This window comes from Rhodanobacteraceae bacterium (genome assembly GCA_016713135.1).
Classification (GTDB): Bacteria; Pseudomonadota; Gammaproteobacteria; order Xanthomonadales; family SZUA-5; genus JADKFD01.
Genome location: JADJPR010000002.1, coordinates 316,273 through 332,403, shown reverse-complemented (window position 1 = coordinate 332,403; position 16,131 = coordinate 316,273). Strand labels below are relative to the sequence as shown.

Here is a 16,131-nt window from a genome sequence, read left to right as displayed (position 1 = left end):
GCGGCAGCGACCTGTGCAGCGCACCACAATCCTCGCGCTGCGCATCGACCATGTGCTGCCGATCCCCGCGACCACCGCGGCCAGCGCTATTGCAAATCGGCGGCATCGAGGTAAAGGACGGTCCCTGTGCAGACCTGCGCGACGTCCATGGGTGTGCTCGGCGCCGCGCGCATCGACTGGATGATTGGCCCCGCTGCGTGGTCGGCTGGTTGGTCCGGCTGTTCGGCCCGCAGGCCCTCGGCTTCATTCGGTCGGGGCGTGCGCAGGACCTTCATTCGAAGCCGCTGGCGTGGACGCGGTCGCCATGCAGGCGCATCAACACGACGTCGATGTTGCCGCTCTCGATGGTGGCCGCGGCGCCGATCAGCAGGCCTTCGAGGCTGAGGAAACTGGCGGCCGGTCGCAATGCGCGCTGGGTGCCGCCGATGTTGGGCACGGTGATCCCGACGATGGTCATGCCGCTGGTGCCATAGCTGGGATCGACGCTGCCGACCGATGTCAGGCGCATGATGCCTGTGCGTGCCTCGCTACCGCCGAACAGGGCGGACGTGATCAGGTAGGGTCGACCTACGTCGGCGGAATCGCGACCGACCTCGATGGCGGTGTCGCCGCTGATGCCGAGCACGGTCTCGTTCCAGTCGTACAATGCCTGGCCGGCCGTGCCGAAGTTCGGCAGCGCGCTGCCGTCAGCTTGGTGCACGCGCACGAAGGACCTCGAAAGCACGCCTGCGCGGTCTGCCCGCCCGGACACATAAATGCGCGTGACCGTGGATGTTCGCAGCACCCCGAGGCCACCGCAGGCGGCGCCATAGCTCTGGCCGTCGACTTGCAGGAAGTGCGTCAGCAACTGGCCGCCGTTGAAGCCCGGATCGAGGCTGCCGTCGGCACCCAGGCGTGCCAGGCCGTAGCCGAGCAGGCTGCCATCAAAATCGCCGACGCGCGAACACACGACATAACCGCCGTCCCCGATCTCGCGCAAGCGATAGCCATCGTCGCGCGCCGCGCCGGCAAAACTCAAGGTACGAATGCCAAAACCGCTGTCGAGCGTGCCGCCAGGCAACATGCGCAGCACAAAGCCATCCAGGAATGCGTCGTTGGTGCCGCTTGGCTTCACCCGTCCGGATACGACCAGCCGCCCGGCGGCATCGATCAGGGCCTCGTCGGCGCGATATTCGAATCCGCTGTTGCCGAGCGCGAACGGGCCGCCGAGCAGGCCGCCGTTGACCCCGTAGCGCCAGACGCGCAAGCCATCGCCGTTGAAGCCGACCAGGTAATGACTGCCATCGGCCGCGATCGCCGATGCCATCGCATTGGGGTTCAGGGCGCCGCCGGGCGGCGTCAGGCTGAGACTGCCGGCCGGCCCGACGCTGGTGTCGGCAAGTCCGGTCGGCGTGCGCAGCGCGATTGCCATCGAATAGCCGCTGCCGTTGTAGGCGCTGCCGACCATCATGGTGCGGCCATCGGAAAGGCGCCGCACGCTCTCCACCAGGTCGAACGGTGGGCTGCCGAGGTCGTAGGTCACGCGAACGCGTCCGAGTGCGCTGGCGCCGCCATACTCGGTGTCCAGGTTGCCCACATTCACTGCCAGGGCCGGCAGCGCCAGCCACCCCAGCAACGCCATCCAGAGTTTGTGCATTGGTCTCTCCTCTGCCGCGAGGTGCGGCGCGATTCCGGGTGCAACGGAAAACGATGGAGAAATCCGGCAGCCGCCGCGGGCTCAACTGCCCGGCGACAGCGCAGCCAGCTCGCGGCGGCTTTGTTCGGCGAGCGGACTGGCAGCGCCGAGCAGGCGTTCACGCTGCTCCAGCACGCTGGCGAGTAGCTCCCGCGCCGCCGCGTGCTCGCCAAGGACCTGCAGCGTCAGCGCCAGTTCGTGGAACGCAAAGGACGCAAAGGAGAAGAAAGGACGCAAAGGAAAGCGCTAACTGCACTGCCTGGGTTGTGACCGGTCTCCTGCACCCCGCTCTTCTTTGCGTCCTTTGCGCCCTTTGCGTTGAACGCTCGTTGTGTCTCTTGGCTCCGGGCCAGCACGTCCTCACGCGGCCTGCATCCGGCGTGCACGGCGCGCGGACGAAACGACGACAAGTGATTGATACAAAATGCATCTTGCCTTGATGGGGCTTTATCCATGCTGGCACCACGCTGCCTTCCGGCAGTCGTGCGGTGCTCTGGGGAGCGCCGCTTCCTCTCTCAGCAGGAGTCCTTCCATGTACGCCAAGTCTGCACTTGCGGGTCTGCTGGCGCTGGCCGCCTTTTCCGGCGATGCGCATGCCAACGCCCGCGTCACCGTCGGTCATTTCGCGCCCTTCGCACCGTCGCTGCAAGGCACCTCGGTATCGATCCGGGTGAACGGTCAGGTCGCGCTGCAGAACGTGGTGTTCGGCCAGTTTACCGAGTACCTGACGCTGGGGCCGGCGGGCCGCTACACCGTCGACGTGCTCCCGACGGGCACCAATACCGTGGCGATCAGCGCGGCGCTGGACCTGGCCAACAACACCGACTACACCGTGCTCGCAGTGGGCGATGGTGGCAACCAGCCGCTCGCGTTGCTGCCGCTGGTGGACGACAACAGCGCGCCGGCGGCCGGCCAGGTCAAGGTGCGCGTAGTCCATGCGGCGCCGTTCGCCAACACCCTGGCCGCCACCGAGGTCTCGGTGCGCGACAAGACCGGCGCGGTGGTCGGCGGCCTGGCGCGCGTCCCTTTCCGCGGCGCCAGCGGCTACCTCAGCCTGCCGGCAGCCCGCTATGACCTGAAGATCGCCACGCCGGACGGTGGCACCACGCTGATCGATCCCAAGCCGGTATCGCTGGCGGCAGGCGGCATCCTGACCCTGGTCGCCACCGGCGGTGCCAACGGCTACGCGACCGGCATCACGGGGATCGCCGCCGGCGCTGCGCCCAGCAATCCGCTGCCTACCTTCGCCATCGGCCCGGTCAAGGTCCGCGTGGCGCACTTCGCGCCCTTCGCGGCCAGCCTGGACGGCACCGCGGTGCGCGTGACCGTGGATGGCGCCGAGGTGCTGAACAACTTCCGCTTCCGCGACTTCACGCCGGAGCTGGATCTGGCCCAGGGCGCCTACGAGATCCAAGTGTTCCCGCAGGGTTCGGCAAGCGCCGCGATCACCGGCACGGTGGAGCTGGACGGCAACAAGCGCTACACCCTGGCGGCCGTCGGCAACGGTGCGGAGCAGCCGCTGGCGCTGCAGCAGTTCGAGGACCGCGCCAGCGCGCCGCCGGCCGGCCGCTACGCGCTGCGCGTGGCGCACACCGCGCCTTTCGCGGCCACGCCCGAGGCCACCGCGGTGTCGATCCGCACCGACGGCGGCGATGTCGTCGCCGGCCTGTCCAGCGTTCCCTACGGTGCCGCCAGCGGCTACCTGGAACTGGCCACCGGCAGCCTGGACCTCAAGGTCGCCACGCCCGACGGCAACACCAACCTGATCGACCTGGCGGCGCTGAACCTGCCGGCCGGTGCCATCGCGACCGCCTACGCGGTGGGTGACGGCGTGCGCCAGCCGCTCGGCATTGTTGCGGTGCCGCTCGGCAACGTGGCGCTGGAGGCGAATGTCGATACCAGCGTCGACGGCATCTGGTTCAACCCGGCGCTGAACGGGCAGGGCTGGAGCTTCCATGCGCTGCCGTCGCAGAACCGCTTGATCGGCGCCTGGTACACCTACAGCGCCGATGGCAGTGGCCGCCACCTCTGGTACACGCTGGATTCCTGCCGCTCGGCGCCGGGCGCCACCAGCTGCCTGTTGCCGGGTGCCTTCGACAACCGCGAGGTGACGCTGTCGATCTACGAGAGCCAGGGGGGGCTGTTCGGCCAGCCAGCCCCGGTGGTGACGCGCGACGTCGGCACGCTCACCATCCGTTTCCTCAGCTGCACCCAGGCGGAGCTGCGCTACCAGATCGGCAGCTTCACTTCCGCCACGGTGCCGATCACCAGCCTGGTGGCGAAGCCCGGCTGCACCCTGGGCAATTGAGACTCAGGCTTGAGCGTAGCCCGGAGTGCCGCGCAGCGGCTCTCCGGGTACTTGCGGCAAGTGCCCGGAGAAGGCGTGGTGTGCGCACTCCGGGCCACGCGGGTGATGAACCCGGTTGCGCTGGCAAGGTGCCAGCGTGCCCTGACGAAACATCCGGGCTAGACTCGCGCGATCCTGCATCCGCGAGATTCCCGATGTCCCGCCCAGACCCCAGCCAGGCCAAGCTGATCCAGCCTAACGCCGACAACCGCTACGAGGTGACGGCGGGCGACCTGCCGCTGTCATGCCCGATGCCGGGCATGCACCTGTGGAACTCGCACCCACGCGTCTACCTGCCGGTCGAGACCGAGGGTACCAGCCAGTGTCCGTACTGCGGCGCGTACTACACCCTCAAGGGCGGCGCTGGTCGCGGGCACTGATGCGTCCGGCCATGGGCAAAACCGGGCGCATGCGCGCGACGGCGGGGGCGCCGCGTGCCGGCTAGTCCACTGCAGCCCTTCCGCCGCGGCTGGACCGTGGTGCAGCTGATACCGGAACTGGCGCCGGGCGGCGCCGAGCGCTCGACGATGGAAGTCGCCCGTGCGCTGGTCGCGGCACACCACCGGTCGATCGTCATCTGCGGCGGCGGTCGCTGGGTCACGCGGCTCAGGGCCGAGGGCAGCGAGCACATCAAGCTGGCGATCGGCAGCAAGTCGCTTGGGCTGGTGTCGGCCTGGCTCAAGCTGCGCAAGCATTTGCGCAAGCTGCGGCCGGACGTGGTCCATGCGCGCTCGCGCCTGCCGGCCTGGCTGCTGCGCTTCGCCCTGATCGGCATGCACCCGCGGCCCAAGGTGGTGACCACGGTGCACGGCCTGAACTCGGTCTCCGGATACAGCAGGATCATGACCTGGGGCGATCGCGTCATCGCCGTGTCGCGCGCGACCGCGGACTTCCTGCTCGAGAACTACCCCAGCCTGGACCCGTCGCGCATACGGATAATCCCACGTGGCGCGGACCCCGCCGAGTTTCCGCCGCGCCTGAAGGCCACGCCGGAGTGGATCCGGACTTTCGGCGACGAGTATCCCGGCCTCAAGGGCGGGTGCCTGCTGACCTTGCCGGGCCGCGGCACCCGCCTCAAGGGCCATGCGGATGCGATCGGCATCCTGGCCCGCGTGCGCCAGGCGGGGGTGGATGCAAGGCTGTTGCTGCTCGGGGTCGTCGAGGGTCGCCGCCAGGGCTATCTGTCGGAACTGCGACAGGTCGCGCGCGAGCACGGGGTGTTCCCCTATGTCGCGTTCAGCGCCTCGCGCGGCGACGTGCGCGAGGTCTACGCCCACAGCGACCTGATCCTGCAGCTGTCGACCCGTCCCGAGAGCTTCGGGCGGGTGGTGGCCGAAGCGCTATGCATAGGCCGTCCGGTGCTCGGCTATGACCACGGTGGCGTCGGCGAACTGTTGCGCGAACTCTACCCGGCTGGCCTGGTTCCCCCGCGTGACCTGGATGCGGCGGCGGCGCGGGCAATCGCCCTGCTCAAGTCGCCACCACCGGTGGACACCGGGCGGGTGCCCAAGGTGGCGGACATGCAGCGCCGGACGCTGTCGGTCTACGATGAGTTGATCAACGGCAAGGCCCCGGATTCCAGCAGCGTCCTGCAGCGGTGAGCGCGGCGCGGCCTGTTGCCGGAGCATGGCTGGCGGGCCTGTTGCTGGCCGTGCCGCTGCTGCTGCCGTTCTCGCGCGCCGCCGAACTGCCGGTGCTGCTGGGCGCGCTGGCTGGCGTGTGGCTGACGCTACGCTACCGCGGGCCGTGGTTGCGGGCGCGGTCCGCGCACGCGCTGGGGCTGGCACTCGGCGCCTACACGCTCGCGGCGCTGCTGTCGGCGCCGGATGCGCTGGCGCCGGACAAGACCTGGGTCACCGCGGCGGCGGCGCTGCGTCTGCTGGCTTTTGGACTTGGTGTGCTTGGGCTGCTGGAGCTGGCGCTGGCCGCCGGCGCCGCGCCGTCATTGCTTTCGCGCCGGTTGCTGTGGGTGGCAGCGCTGCCACTGGCACTGTGGGTGATCGATGCGCTGCTGCAGGCTGCGACCGGCATCTCGCTCGGCGGCAGTCTCGATGCCGATCGCCTGAGCGGCATCTTCGGCGCCGACGACCTCAAGCTCGGCCCGCTGCTGCCGGCGCTGTCGCCGCTGCTGCTGTGGCCGCTGCTGGGTGCGCGGCGCTGGCTGCTGGCGCTGGTCTGGATCGCAGTGCTGGTCGTCGTGCTGCTCGCGGGTTCGCGTGCCGGCTGGGTCAGCTATGCCTGGGTCAGTGCGCTGCTGGCCTGGCGCCTGGCCGGCGGGTCGCGTCGGCTGTTCGCCCTGTGGCTGGGTTTGGCGCTGCTGTGCGGCGCGCTCGCGGGGGCGGTCGGCTACCAGGCGTCGGACAGCTTCCGTGCCCGGGTCGACCGCACGCTGGCCTTCGGCGAGGGCCAGGCCGATGTCGCGCTGGCCGGTCGCGTGCCGATCTGGCAGACGGCCTCGCGCATGGCGCTGGCGCATCCGGTCAACGGCGTCGGCGTGCGCGGCTTCCGGCATGCTTATCCCGCTTATGCCACGCCCGGCGATCCCTGGGTGGATCCGGTGGCCGGCACTGGCGCCGCGCATGCGCACCAGCTCTTCCTCGAACTGCTGACCGAGACCGGCCTTGCGGGACTGCTGCTGTGGCTGGGCGCGGCCTGGGTGCTGTGGCGCGAGTCGCGCCGCGGCGCCGCGGATGCGGCGACCCAGGCGCCGTGGATCGCGCTGGGGGCGCTGGTCTTCCCGCTGAATACTCACCTCGCGTTCTATTCGAGTTTCATGGGGCTGGTGCTGGCCTGGCTCATTGCGCTGGCCTGCGCCCAGTCGCGCCTGAGGGAGGTCGCATGCGCGAGCCGCTGAGCGTGGTGGTGACCACCTTGAACAACGCGGCGACGCTGGCGCGCTGCCTTGGGAGCGTGGCCTTCGCCGACGAGCGCCTGCTGGTCGATTCCGGCAGCACGGACGACACCCTGAAAATCGCCGCTGCGCACGGCTGCCGCATCCTGCACAAGCCCTTCGCCGGCTATGGCCCGCAGAAGCAATGGGCGATCGAGCAAGCCACGCATCGCTACGTGCTGCTGCTGGATGCAGACGAATGGCTGCCTGAGGACTGCCAGCGCGAGATCATCGCGCTGATGCAGTCGATCGGCGCCGGCGCGCCAGCGCTGGCCGGCTGGCGGATCCCGCGGCGCGAGCAGATCTTCTGGCAGTACCAGCACGCCCTGGCGCGGCTGAACACATTCCTGCGGCTGGTCGACCGCACGCGCTTCCGCATGAGCGCATCGACCGTGCACGCGGCGCCGGAGGTCGACGGTCCCACTGCGACGCTGAAGGCCGCCTTCAACCACGACGGCGAGCCGGACATCCACACCAAGGTGGCCAAGATCAATGCCTATTCCAGCGGCCTGGTGCAGGACAAGCTGGAACGCGGCGTGGTTTTGGTCGGCCTGCGCATGTTGCTCTACCCGCCGTGGTTCTTCCTGCGCCAGTATCTGTTCAAACGCCAGTTCCTCGACGGCTGGGCCGGATTCATCCAGAGCGCGGTGGGCGCCTTCTACGTGTTCCTGAAGTACGCCAAGGTGCATGAAGTCCGACGCCGCCATCGCGATTGAGCGCCTGCGTCCAGCCTGGCGTGCGCTGTTCGGCCTGGCGCGCCTGCTGGCGCGGCTGCCCTACCGTTGGCAGATGCGCATCGCGCAGCTGCTCTCGTGGCCGATCGCCTGGGCCGCCGGCAAGCGCGGCGCGATCGTCGCTGCCAATATCGCGCTGTGCTTCCCCGAGCTCGACGCGCGCGCGCAGGCCCGCCTGGCGGCGCGCAACCTGCGTTGTACTGCGGTCAGCCTGTTCGAGACCAGCATGGCGTGGTTCGCGCCGCCGCGAGTGACCGCGGGGATCGTCGAGGTGGAGGGCCTGGAGCACCTCCAGCGCGCGCTGGAGGGCGGCAAGGGCGCGCTCTGCCTGTACAGCCACTTCACCATGATCGAGCTCGGCGGCCGGCTGCTCAGCGAGGCGCTCGGCCGGCCGATGCACCAGATGGTCCGGCGCAACAATGATCCGGCCGTGGAAGCGGTGATCGACCAGGGCCGCCGCGCCTTCTGCGGGCGCACGCTGGAAAAGAAGGGTCTCGGCGAGCTGCTGCGCTCGCTGCGCGAAGGCCACCCGGTGGGCTACGCACCGGACCAGAACTTCAACCTGCACATGGCCTTCGTGCCCTTCTTCGGCCAGCCCGCCGCCACCCTGACCATGACCAGCCGCATCGCCCGCCTGTCGCGCGCGCCCGTGCTGTGCGTGTGGATCACGCGGCATCCGTCCGGCTACGGGTACCGTTTGCGCATCGATCCGCCGCTCACCCAGTTTCCGAGCGCAGACCCGGTCACCGACACCGCGCGCATCATCGCCCTGCTCGAAGCCGAAGTTCGCAAGACGCCCGAGCAGTACCTGTGGGCGCATCGGCGGTTCAAGACCAGGCCGGATGGGTCTCCGGTGGCGTACGCGGAGGACCTGCTCAAGGCCCGGCATCGGCAGTGAGTCCGGTTGTGGGTTGTGAGTTGTGGGTTGTGGGCGGCAAGAGCGGCGTGGCACCGATCCACGGTGGGAGCGGCTTCAGCCGCGATCTTTTCCGGCGGCCGCTGGAGAGATCGCCGACGGAGTCGGCTCCCACAGGCCCGCGGCTTGCCAGCTTTGCTGCCCACAACCCACAACCCACAACCCACAACCAGACTCAAACCGACCACACCACCGGAACCCCGAATGCTGATCCAAACCGTCATCCCCCTCCGCTGGCGCGACCTGGACGCCTACAACCACGTCAACAACTCGGTGTTCCTGACTTTCCTGGAGCAGGCGCGGATCGAGTGGTTCGACAGCCTGCCGGAGCCCTGGCGCACACCTGACGGGGAGCCGATCCTGGCCGCGGCGACGGTGAACTTCCGCCGGCCGATCCAGTATCCGGAGACGCTGCGGATCCGGCTGTTGGCCGAGCGCGTCGGCAACAGCAGTCTGACGGTCTCGCACCGGATCACGTCTGCGGGCGATGAGGATGTGCTGTATGCGGACGGCCATACCGTCGTCGTGTGGGTCAGCCCGCGCGACGGGCGGCCGGTGCCCCTGCCGGAAGTCGTGCGCCGGATTGCCGGATCGGCCGACTAGAATCCCGACGCAATCCCTTCACGGACGCATAGATGTCTCCTGCGGACAACAACGACCTGTCGCTGCTCGGCTCGGCGCCGTCCTTCGTCGGCGTGATGGAGCAGGTGTCGCGCGCGGCGCCCCTGGACCGGCCGGTGCTGGTGATCGGCGAGCGCGGCACCGGCAAGGAACTGGTCGCCGCGCGCCTGCACTACCTGTCGCGGCGCTGGGACCGGCCCTTCGTCAAGATGAATTGCGCGACGCTCGCCGAGACGCTGCTGGAGACCGAACTCTTCGGCCACGAGGCCGGCTCGTTCACCGGCGCGACCAAGCGCCACTTCGGGCGTTTCGAGATCGCCCACGAGGGCAGCCTGTTCCTCGACGAGTTGGCGAATGCCTCGGCGCGGGTGCAGGAGAAAGTCCTGCGCGTGATCGAGTACGGCGAGTTCGAGCGCGTCGGCGGGCGCGAGACCATCCGCACCAATGTGCGCCTGATCGCTGCGACCAACCTGGACCTGCCGGCCGAGGCGCGCGCCGGGCGCTTCCGCGAGGATCTGCTCGACCGCCTGGCCTTCGACGTGATTACCCTGCCGCCGCTGCGCGCGCGGCCCGAGGACATCCTGCCACTGGCTGAACACTTCGCCACGCGCATGAGCCAGGAGCTGCGGCGCGATTTGTTCCCCGGATTCTCGCAGCGCGCCCAGCAGCAGCTGATGGAACACCCCTGGCCCGGCAATGTGCGCGAGCTGCGCAATGTGGTCGAGCGCGCGGTCTACCGCATGGACGATGTCGAGGCGGAGATCGACGACATCCCCTTCGATCCCTTCGATTCGCCGTGGCGTCCACGGGCACAGCGTATGGCTGTCGACGCGCCGCCCGCGGCGCCCCCCACGTTGCCCGCGCCTGCCGTCACCAGCGGTCCGCGGCTCCCGGTCGATTTCCGCGCCGAGATCGAGCGCATCGAAATCGAATGGCTGCAGGCGGCGATGCAGCAAGCGCGCTTCAACCAGCGCAAGGCCGCCGAATTGCTGCAGCTCAGCTACCACCAGCTGCGCGGCTACCTGCGCAAGTACAAGCTGGTGGGCGCGGGGGACGAGAATGGTGAGGACGAAGGGTGAGGACTGAGGAACCGCGAGCAGGAGCTCGCGGCTGAAGCCGCTCCCACCGAAAATGCGCCACAATGTTGAATTTCCTGCATTTTCCGCCTGCGCCGAGGGACGCCCCTGTGATTGAGTACACAAAGGGACGCAATGGACGCAAAGACAGCAGTGCCGGGGCTATCCCCGCGCGGTATCGCGTTTGATCTTCTTCGCGTCCTTTGCGTCCTTTGCGTCCAAAAACACAGTCCGCGATCTTGCGAGAGTCACGGTTCGATGCGCGAACAAGTGCACTGGCAGGGGCGACCGGAACTCACAGGAGCATCACCAGCGCAGCTCCCTGTGGGAGCGGGCTCTGCCCGCGATCATTTCCGGGCGGGTTAAACGCGGAGACGCGGAGGGCGCTGAGAAAAGCAGAGGAGGCGCAGGCAGGCGTTGCGCTTCATCCGCGTCGCATCCCGCCCTTCTCGCCGGCTCCTCTCCGCGTCCTCTGCGTCTCCGCGTTTAACCATTTGAACGGAGCTCAGACGATCTTGCACGCCTCGTCGAACTCGAAGCGCGGGTTGCGCGGGTAGTGGCCATCGGCCGCGCCGTAGCCCAGGTTGACCAGGAAGATCGACTTGTATGCGGTGCCGGCGAAGAATTCGGCGTCCACCTTCGCGCGGTTGAAGCCGCCCATCGGGCCGCAGTCCAGGCCGAGCGCGCGCGCGGCGAGGATCAGGTAGGCGCCCTGCAGGGTGGCATCGCGCGTGCCGGCGAATTCGATCGCCGCGGGGTTGCCGGCGAACCAGCTGCGCGGATCGGAGGCGACCGGGTACAAGCGGTTCAGGTGCTCGTAGAACTCGAAGTCGGCGGCGACGATGACGGTGGCGCCGGCGGTCATCGCCTTGCGCACATTGCCCTCGTCCAGCGCCGGCTTCAGGCGCTCCCTGGCCTCCGGCGACTTGACGAAGACGAAGCGGCCGGCCTGCGAGTTGGCGCCGGTCGGCGCCCACTTCAGCGTGTCGTAGAGCTTGTGCAGCAGCGCATCGTCGATCGGACGATCCTGCCAGCGGGTGTAGGTGTGCGCATCGGCGAACAGGGTGGCCAGCGCCGCGTCATCGAGTGCCATCGGAAGAACCTCCGCGAGGGGAAAGCCGCCATCATAGGCGCCCAGGCGCAAGCGCATGTGAGCACGTCGGACCGATGGAACTCGCTCCCTCGATAGCGGTGGTCAGCGACGGCGCCGCCGGCAATGAGCTGCAGGCGCTGGCGCTGGCGGGCGCGCTGAGCAGCGAGCTGCCGCGTATCTGGAGGCTGCGCGCGCGGTGGCCGTACTCGGCGCTGGTGCCGCAGTTCGCGCCGGTGCTGGCGCCCGGTGCCTGGATGCCGCACCTGGATGAGCCGTGGCCGGAGATCGCGGTGGGCTGCGGGCGCATCGGCGCCGCAGCGCTGCTGTCCCTCAAGCGCGCCAGCGGCGGGCGCACGCGCACCGTGCAGATCCTCGACCCGCGGGTGAGCCGGCGCGCTTCGACGCGGTGGTCGTGCCCGCGCACGACCGCCTGTCGGGGGCGAATGTGATCGCCATCGAGGGCTCCTTGCATGCGATCGACGACGCCTGGCTGGCGCAGCAGCGCAATCTCTGCCCGGCACTTGGGCGGCAGCCCGGGCCGCGGACGCTGCTGCTGGTGGGCGGTCAACGGCGTGGTGTGGATCTGGTCCCGGCCAGCTTCGAGCGGGCGGCCGCCGCGCTGGCGCGCTGGCGCGCGCGCGAGGGTGGCAGCCTGTGGGTGATCGGCTCGCGGCGCACGCCGGCCGCCTGGCGCCGGAAGCTGCGCGTGCTGTTCGCTGATGCGCAGTTGCGCTGGTTCGACCCAGGCGACGGCGACAACCCCTACCGCGGCGCGCTCGCCTGGGCGGATCGGATCGTCGTCACCGCCGATTCGGTGAACATGCAGAGCGAGGCGCTGGCGACCGGCAAACCGGTGTACACGCTGTGCGAAGGCATGCCCACCGGCAAGCTCGGCCGCTTCCATCAGGCGCAGGTCGCTGCCGGGCGGCTGCGGCTGCTGGGCGCCGAGCCGGCCGAATGGCGCTATCCGCCGCTGCGGGAACTGGCGCGGATCGTGCCGCTGGTTCGGGCCAGGTTGTAAACCTGCCGCGCACCCTTGCCGGGAGTTTTTGTCCGCAAAGGACGCAAAGGACGCAAAGAAGGCAAGAGCAGATTTGGCTTGCGCGGCATTCTCATTTGCCCGCATCTCCGTCAAAGGATTTGGCTCTCCTTTGCGTCCTTTGCGTCCTTAGCGAACAAACTGTCTTTTACTTCATCGACATCGACCGTGCTCGGTGAGGGCGTGACCCGCCTGCCGGTGAAGCGCTGCGCGCTACACCGGCCTACCGCAACGCGGCTCTCCGGCGCTTGTCCCTACTCGATCGGCAAGTAGATGTCGCTGATCAGTTCGGCTTCCGGCGTGTTGCCGGGGTCGCTGACGAACTCAAAAAGGGTGCGGTCCTTGGACTTCAGCCCATGCACCGCGATGTAGGCCTTGCCCTTGGCCTCGGCGTCGTTGAGGCCGGTGTACGCGCCGGTGTGGCGCACGCGCACGGCGCGGCCGGCGTAGCTGGTGCCCGCCTGCACCGGGGCTTCCAGCTCCACGTCGGTGCGCGCGACCGGGATCGCAGCGTCGAAGCTGTAGCCGCGTTCGTCGTAGTAGTTGTCGATGCCCATCGGCGCGCCGGCCTGCTCCAACCCGGCCTTGCCCATCTGCGCGCCGATCAGGCCGTAGGCGTTGCCGTAGGCCTGCGCGATGGCGGCGGGATCGGTGGTGCTCGATGCGGTGACGTACAGGATCGGCTGCGCCGCGCGCTCGACGATCGCGATGTTGGCGCCGGCGATGTCCACGTCCGGCAGGGTCATGGCCAGTTCCTGCAGCTTGGCCAGGCCGCGCTCGTAGTCGGCGCCGATGAAACGGTCCATCAGCAGCCCGAACCAGCGGTTGAGCACGTCGTAGCCGGCATCGGTTTCGAAGGCCCAGGTCACGCGCGTGCCCTTGCCTTCGGCCGCCAGGCGGTATTCGGCCTTGGCGATGCCCATTTCGCCGAAGTCCAGGTCCACCGCGATGCGCCCCGGCTCGCTGGCGGTGATCGTCTGGCTGCCCTGGCCGACCGATTCATCGCCCTTCCACGCCATCTTTGCGCCGACGCCGCTGTCGCCGCCGCTGAAGACGTACTCAGCGTTGGGATCGGCGGCGGCCCACGGCGACCACTCGTTGAAACGCTTGAACGAGTTCAGTAGCGGGTGCACCAGGCTGATCGGACGCTCGATCAGGACCGAACGCTCCACGTGGGTCTTGGACGGCAGCAGCAGTCCGACCAGCGCCAGCAGCACCACCAGCGAAACGAGTCCGATCGCGATCCGCTTCAACCACACCATGGCTGCCTCCCTCAGTAGACCTGGCCTTCCAGTTCACGATAGCGCTTGAGCGCCTCGCGCGCGGCATCGCGGCAGATGTCGCGCTGCACCTCGATGCCACGGCGATTCAACTCGCCCACCCAGTCGGCCGGCAGCGGGCCCTCGTCGAAGCCGGTCAGCGATTCCACGTCCTCGCTGCGCGCGCCGATCAGCAAGCGGTCGATACCCGCCCACACGGTGGCGCCGAAACACTGGCAGCAGGGCTGCGAACTCGTCGCCAGGGTGATCTTGCGGCCGATGGCATTCAGGCGGAACACCTGCAGCCGCTGCTGCGCGGTCATGTAGGCCATGGTCTCAGCGTGCGCCACCGAGCAGCTCTGCTGGATCACACGGTTGACCCCGATGCTGATCAGCCGGCCCTCGTCGGTGAACACCGCGGCGCCGAACGGTCCCCCGCTGCTCTGCTCGACATTCATCCGCGACAACTCGATCGCCAGCAGCACCTGCTCCTCGGGCGTGGTGTAGAGCCGCGACATGTCGACCACATGCTGGGTCCACGCGGGCAGGGTCAGGTGGATCTGGACGGGGAGGATCATGGGGCCTCGGGAGGTTCGAGTTTGCCGTCACGGGTGCCGAATCTGGCGGGGACTGGTTGTGGGTTGTGAGTTGTAGGTTGTGGGCGGCAAGAGCCGTGTGAGCCAGCCTGGCGGAGACCCGCTCGGCTGCCCACAACCCAGAACCCAGAACCCACAACCGGTTACTTCTGTTTGGCGTAAGAATCCCGCAGCGTCACCGTGCGATTGAACACCACACGGCCGGCGCCGTGCTCGCGGCGGTCGGCGACGAAGTATCCCAGACGTTCCAGCTGGAAGCGTGCTTCCGGTTCCGCGCCTGCCAGCGAGGGTTCGAGCCAGGCCTGGACCACGCGCTTGGAATCGGGGTTCAGGTGGTCGCGGTAGGTCTTGCCGCCTTCGTCGTCGTCCGGGTTGGGCACGCTGAACAGGCGGTCGTACAGGCGCACCTCGGCGGCGACGGCGTGGGTGGCGGAGACCCAGTGGATGGTGCCCTTGACCTTGCGGTCGGCGCCGGGCAGGCCGGAGCGGGTGTCGGGATCGAGGGTGCAGTGCAGTTCGGCCACGTTGCCCGCGGCGTCCTTGACCAGCTCGTTGCAGCGCACGATGCCGACCCCGCGCAGGCGCACTTCGCCGCCCGGCTGCAGCCGGTGGAAGCCCTTGACCGGCACTTCCATGAAGTCCTCGCGCTCGATCCACAACACCGGCGAGAACGGCACCTCGCGGGTGCCGAAGCTCTCGTCCTTCGGGTGGTTGGAGAACACCAGCTGCTCGACGTGATCGGCCGGCAGGTTGGTGATGACCAGCTTGAGCGGATCGATCACGCCCATCCGGCGCGGCGCGCTGGCGTCCAGCACCTCGCGCACGCAGCCTTCGAGCACGCTGTATTCGATGGTCGCGTTCTGCTTGCTGTAGCCCAGGCGCTCCCAGAAGTTGCGGATCGCCGCCGGCGGGAAGCCGCGGCGGCGCGCGCCGGACAGCGTGGGCATGCGCGGGTCGTCCCAGCCGTCGACGATGGCGTCCTGCACCAGCGCGATCAGCTTGCGCTTGCTCATCACGGTGTAATCGAGGTTGCCGCGCGCGAACTCGGTCTGCTGCGGGCGCGAGGCCTGCATGTCGAGGCCCTTGGCGCGCAGCGGGTCGGTCAGGCTGGGATCGCCGACCAGGTCCAGCTGGTCCAGGCACCAGTCGTACAGCGGCCGGTGGTCCTCGAACTCCAGCGTGCACAGCGAGTGCGTGATGCCCTCGACCGCGTCGGAGATGCAGTGCGCGTAGTCGTACATCGGGTAGATGCACCACGCGTCGCCGGTGTTCTGGTGGCTGACCTTGCGGATGCGGTACAGCGCCGGATCGCGCAGGTTGATGTTCGGGCTGGCCATGTCGATCTTCGCGCGCAGCGTGCGCGAGCCATCGGCAAACTCGCCGGCACGCATGCGTCGGAACAGGTCGAGGTTCTCGTCGACGCTGCGATCGCGGAACGGGCTGTTGCGGCCCGGCGAGGTCAGCGTGCCGCGGTACTCGCGCACCTCGTCCGCGGACAGATCGCAGACGTAGGCCAAGCCCTTGCGGATCAGTTTCTCACCGCACAGGTAGAAGACTTCGAAATAGTCCGAGGCGTGCAGCAACCGGTTCCACTCGAAACCCAGCCAGCGCACGTCCTGCTGGATCGCCTCGACGTACTCCAGGTCTTCCTTGACCGGGTTGGTGTCGTCGAAGCGCAGGTTGCACACGCCGCCGTTTTCGGCCGCCATGCCGAAGTTCAGGCAGATGCTCTTGGCGTGGCCCAGGTGCAGGTAGCCATTCGGCTCCGGCGGAAAGCGCGTGGCCACACGCCCGCCATGCAGGCCGCGTGCGACGTCCTCGCGGATCATCTGGCGGATGAAGTGGTTGGCGACAGGTATCTCGGTGGTCATGGCGGCGGCAGGGC

At 68.6% G+C, this 16,131-nt stretch carries 17 protein-coding genes; 10 read left to right on the top strand and 7 right to left on the bottom strand.

Going from position 1 to position 16,131, the window contains the following annotated elements:
- Positions 1–86: 86 nt before the first annotated feature.
- From IPK27_03740 to IPK27_03730, 3 genes are all read right to left on the bottom strand, one after another.
- Positions 87–275 (bottom strand): hypothetical protein, encoded by a 189-nt coding sequence (locus IPK27_03740; protein ID MBK8066750.1) that lies wholly within the window; start codon positions 273–275, stop codon positions 87–89.
- Positions 272–1,636 (bottom strand): hypothetical protein, encoded by a 1,365-nt coding sequence (locus tag IPK27_03735; GenBank protein ID MBK8066749.1) that lies wholly within the window; start codon positions 1,634–1,636, stop codon positions 272–274. Before IPK27_03735 ends, IPK27_03740 begins: the two co-directional genes overlap by 4 nt.
- Before the next feature lie 81 nt (positions 1,637–1,717).
- Positions 1,718–1,912: a hypothetical protein gene (locus IPK27_03730; GenBank protein MBK8066748.1), complete on the bottom strand. Its 195-nt coding sequence runs from the start codon at positions 1,910–1,912 to the stop codon at positions 1,718–1,720.
- Positions 1,913–2,207: 295 nt separating this feature from the next.
- On the opposite strand from IPK27_03730, the gene IPK27_03725 reads away from it, so the two are divergent.
- From IPK27_03725 to pspF, 8 genes are all read left to right on the top strand, one after another.
- Positions 2,208–3,983 (top strand): DUF4397 domain-containing protein, encoded by a 1,776-nt coding sequence (locus tag IPK27_03725; GenBank protein ID MBK8066747.1) that lies wholly within the window; start codon positions 2,208–2,210, stop codon positions 3,981–3,983.
- 194 nt (positions 3,984–4,177) lie between these two features.
- Complete coding sequence (locus IPK27_03720) at positions 4,178–4,402, top strand: zinc-finger domain-containing protein (protein MBK8066746.1); 225 nt, start codon at positions 4,178–4,180, stop codon at positions 4,400–4,402.
- A gap of 147 nt (positions 4,403–4,549) precedes the next feature.
- Complete coding sequence (locus tag IPK27_03715) at positions 4,550–5,623, top strand: glycosyltransferase (GenBank protein ID MBK8066745.1); 1,074 nt, start codon at positions 4,550–4,552, stop codon at positions 5,621–5,623.
- Positions 5,620–6,876 (top strand): O-antigen ligase family protein, encoded by a 1,257-nt coding sequence (locus IPK27_03710; protein ID MBK8066744.1) that lies wholly within the window; start codon positions 5,620–5,622, stop codon positions 6,874–6,876. Before IPK27_03715 ends, IPK27_03710 begins: the two co-directional genes overlap by 4 nt.
- Positions 6,861–7,628, top strand: coding sequence for a glycosyltransferase family 2 protein (locus IPK27_03705; protein MBK8066743.1), 768 nt, complete (start codon positions 6,861–6,863; stop codon positions 7,626–7,628). The genes IPK27_03710 and IPK27_03705 overlap by 16 nt, the downstream gene beginning before the upstream one ends.
- The gene (locus tag IPK27_03700) at positions 7,600–8,544 is read left to right on the top strand and encodes a lysophospholipid acyltransferase family protein (protein ID MBK8066742.1); all 945 of its coding nucleotides are present in this window, start codon (positions 7,600–7,602) and stop codon (positions 8,542–8,544) included. Before IPK27_03705 ends, IPK27_03700 begins: the two co-directional genes overlap by 29 nt.
- Before the next feature lie 222 nt (positions 8,545–8,766).
- The gene (locus IPK27_03695; GenBank protein ID MBK8066741.1) at positions 8,767–9,165 is read left to right on the top strand and encodes an acyl-CoA thioesterase; all 399 of its coding nucleotides are present in this window, start codon (positions 8,767–8,769) and stop codon (positions 9,163–9,165) included.
- 32 nt (positions 9,166–9,197) lie between these two features.
- Positions 9,198–10,262 carry a phage shock protein operon transcriptional activator gene (pspF, locus tag IPK27_03690; GenBank protein MBK8066740.1) on the top strand — a complete coding sequence of 355 codons (1,065 nt, stop codon included), beginning with the start codon at positions 9,198–9,200 and terminating at the stop codon, positions 10,260–10,262.
- A 502-nt stretch (positions 10,263–10,764) separates the two neighbouring features.
- Here pspF and IPK27_03685 read toward each other — a convergent pair.
- Positions 10,765–11,352, bottom strand: a complete 588-nt coding sequence (locus tag IPK27_03685) for a malonic semialdehyde reductase (protein MBK8066739.1) — start codon at positions 11,350–11,352, stop codon at positions 10,765–10,767.
- 74 nt (positions 11,353–11,426) lie between these two features.
- Here IPK27_03685 and IPK27_03680 point away from each other — a divergent pair, with 74 nt between their 5' ends.
- A complete protein-coding gene (locus tag IPK27_03680; GenBank protein MBK8066738.1) occupies positions 11,427–11,801 on the top strand; it encodes a mitochondrial fission ELM1 family protein in 375 nt (124 codons plus the stop codon).
- A complete protein-coding gene (locus IPK27_03675) occupies positions 11,759–12,373 on the top strand; it encodes a mitochondrial fission ELM1 family protein (protein MBK8066737.1) in 615 nt (204 codons plus the stop codon). Before IPK27_03680 ends, IPK27_03675 begins: the two co-directional genes overlap by 43 nt.
- A 272-nt stretch (positions 12,374–12,645) precedes the next feature.
- Here the strand turns inward: IPK27_03675 and IPK27_03670 are convergent, their stop codons facing one another.
- The 3 genes from IPK27_03670 to IPK27_03660 form a co-directional block, all read right to left on the bottom strand.
- Positions 12,646–13,653 carry an SRPBCC family protein gene (locus IPK27_03670; protein ID MBK8066736.1) on the bottom strand — a complete coding sequence of 336 codons (1,008 nt, stop codon included), beginning with the start codon at positions 13,651–13,653 and terminating at the stop codon, positions 12,646–12,648.
- Positions 13,654–13,664: 11 nt separating this feature from the next.
- Positions 13,665–14,225 (bottom strand): nucleoside deaminase, encoded by a 561-nt coding sequence (locus tag IPK27_03665; GenBank protein ID MBK8066735.1) that lies wholly within the window; start codon positions 14,223–14,225, stop codon positions 13,665–13,667.
- Between the two features lie 164 nt (positions 14,226–14,389).
- Complete coding sequence (locus IPK27_03660) at positions 14,390–16,117, bottom strand: glutamine--tRNA ligase/YqeY domain fusion protein (protein MBK8066734.1); 1,728 nt, start codon at positions 16,115–16,117, stop codon at positions 14,390–14,392.
- Between the last annotated feature and the right edge of the window lie 14 nt (positions 16,118–16,131).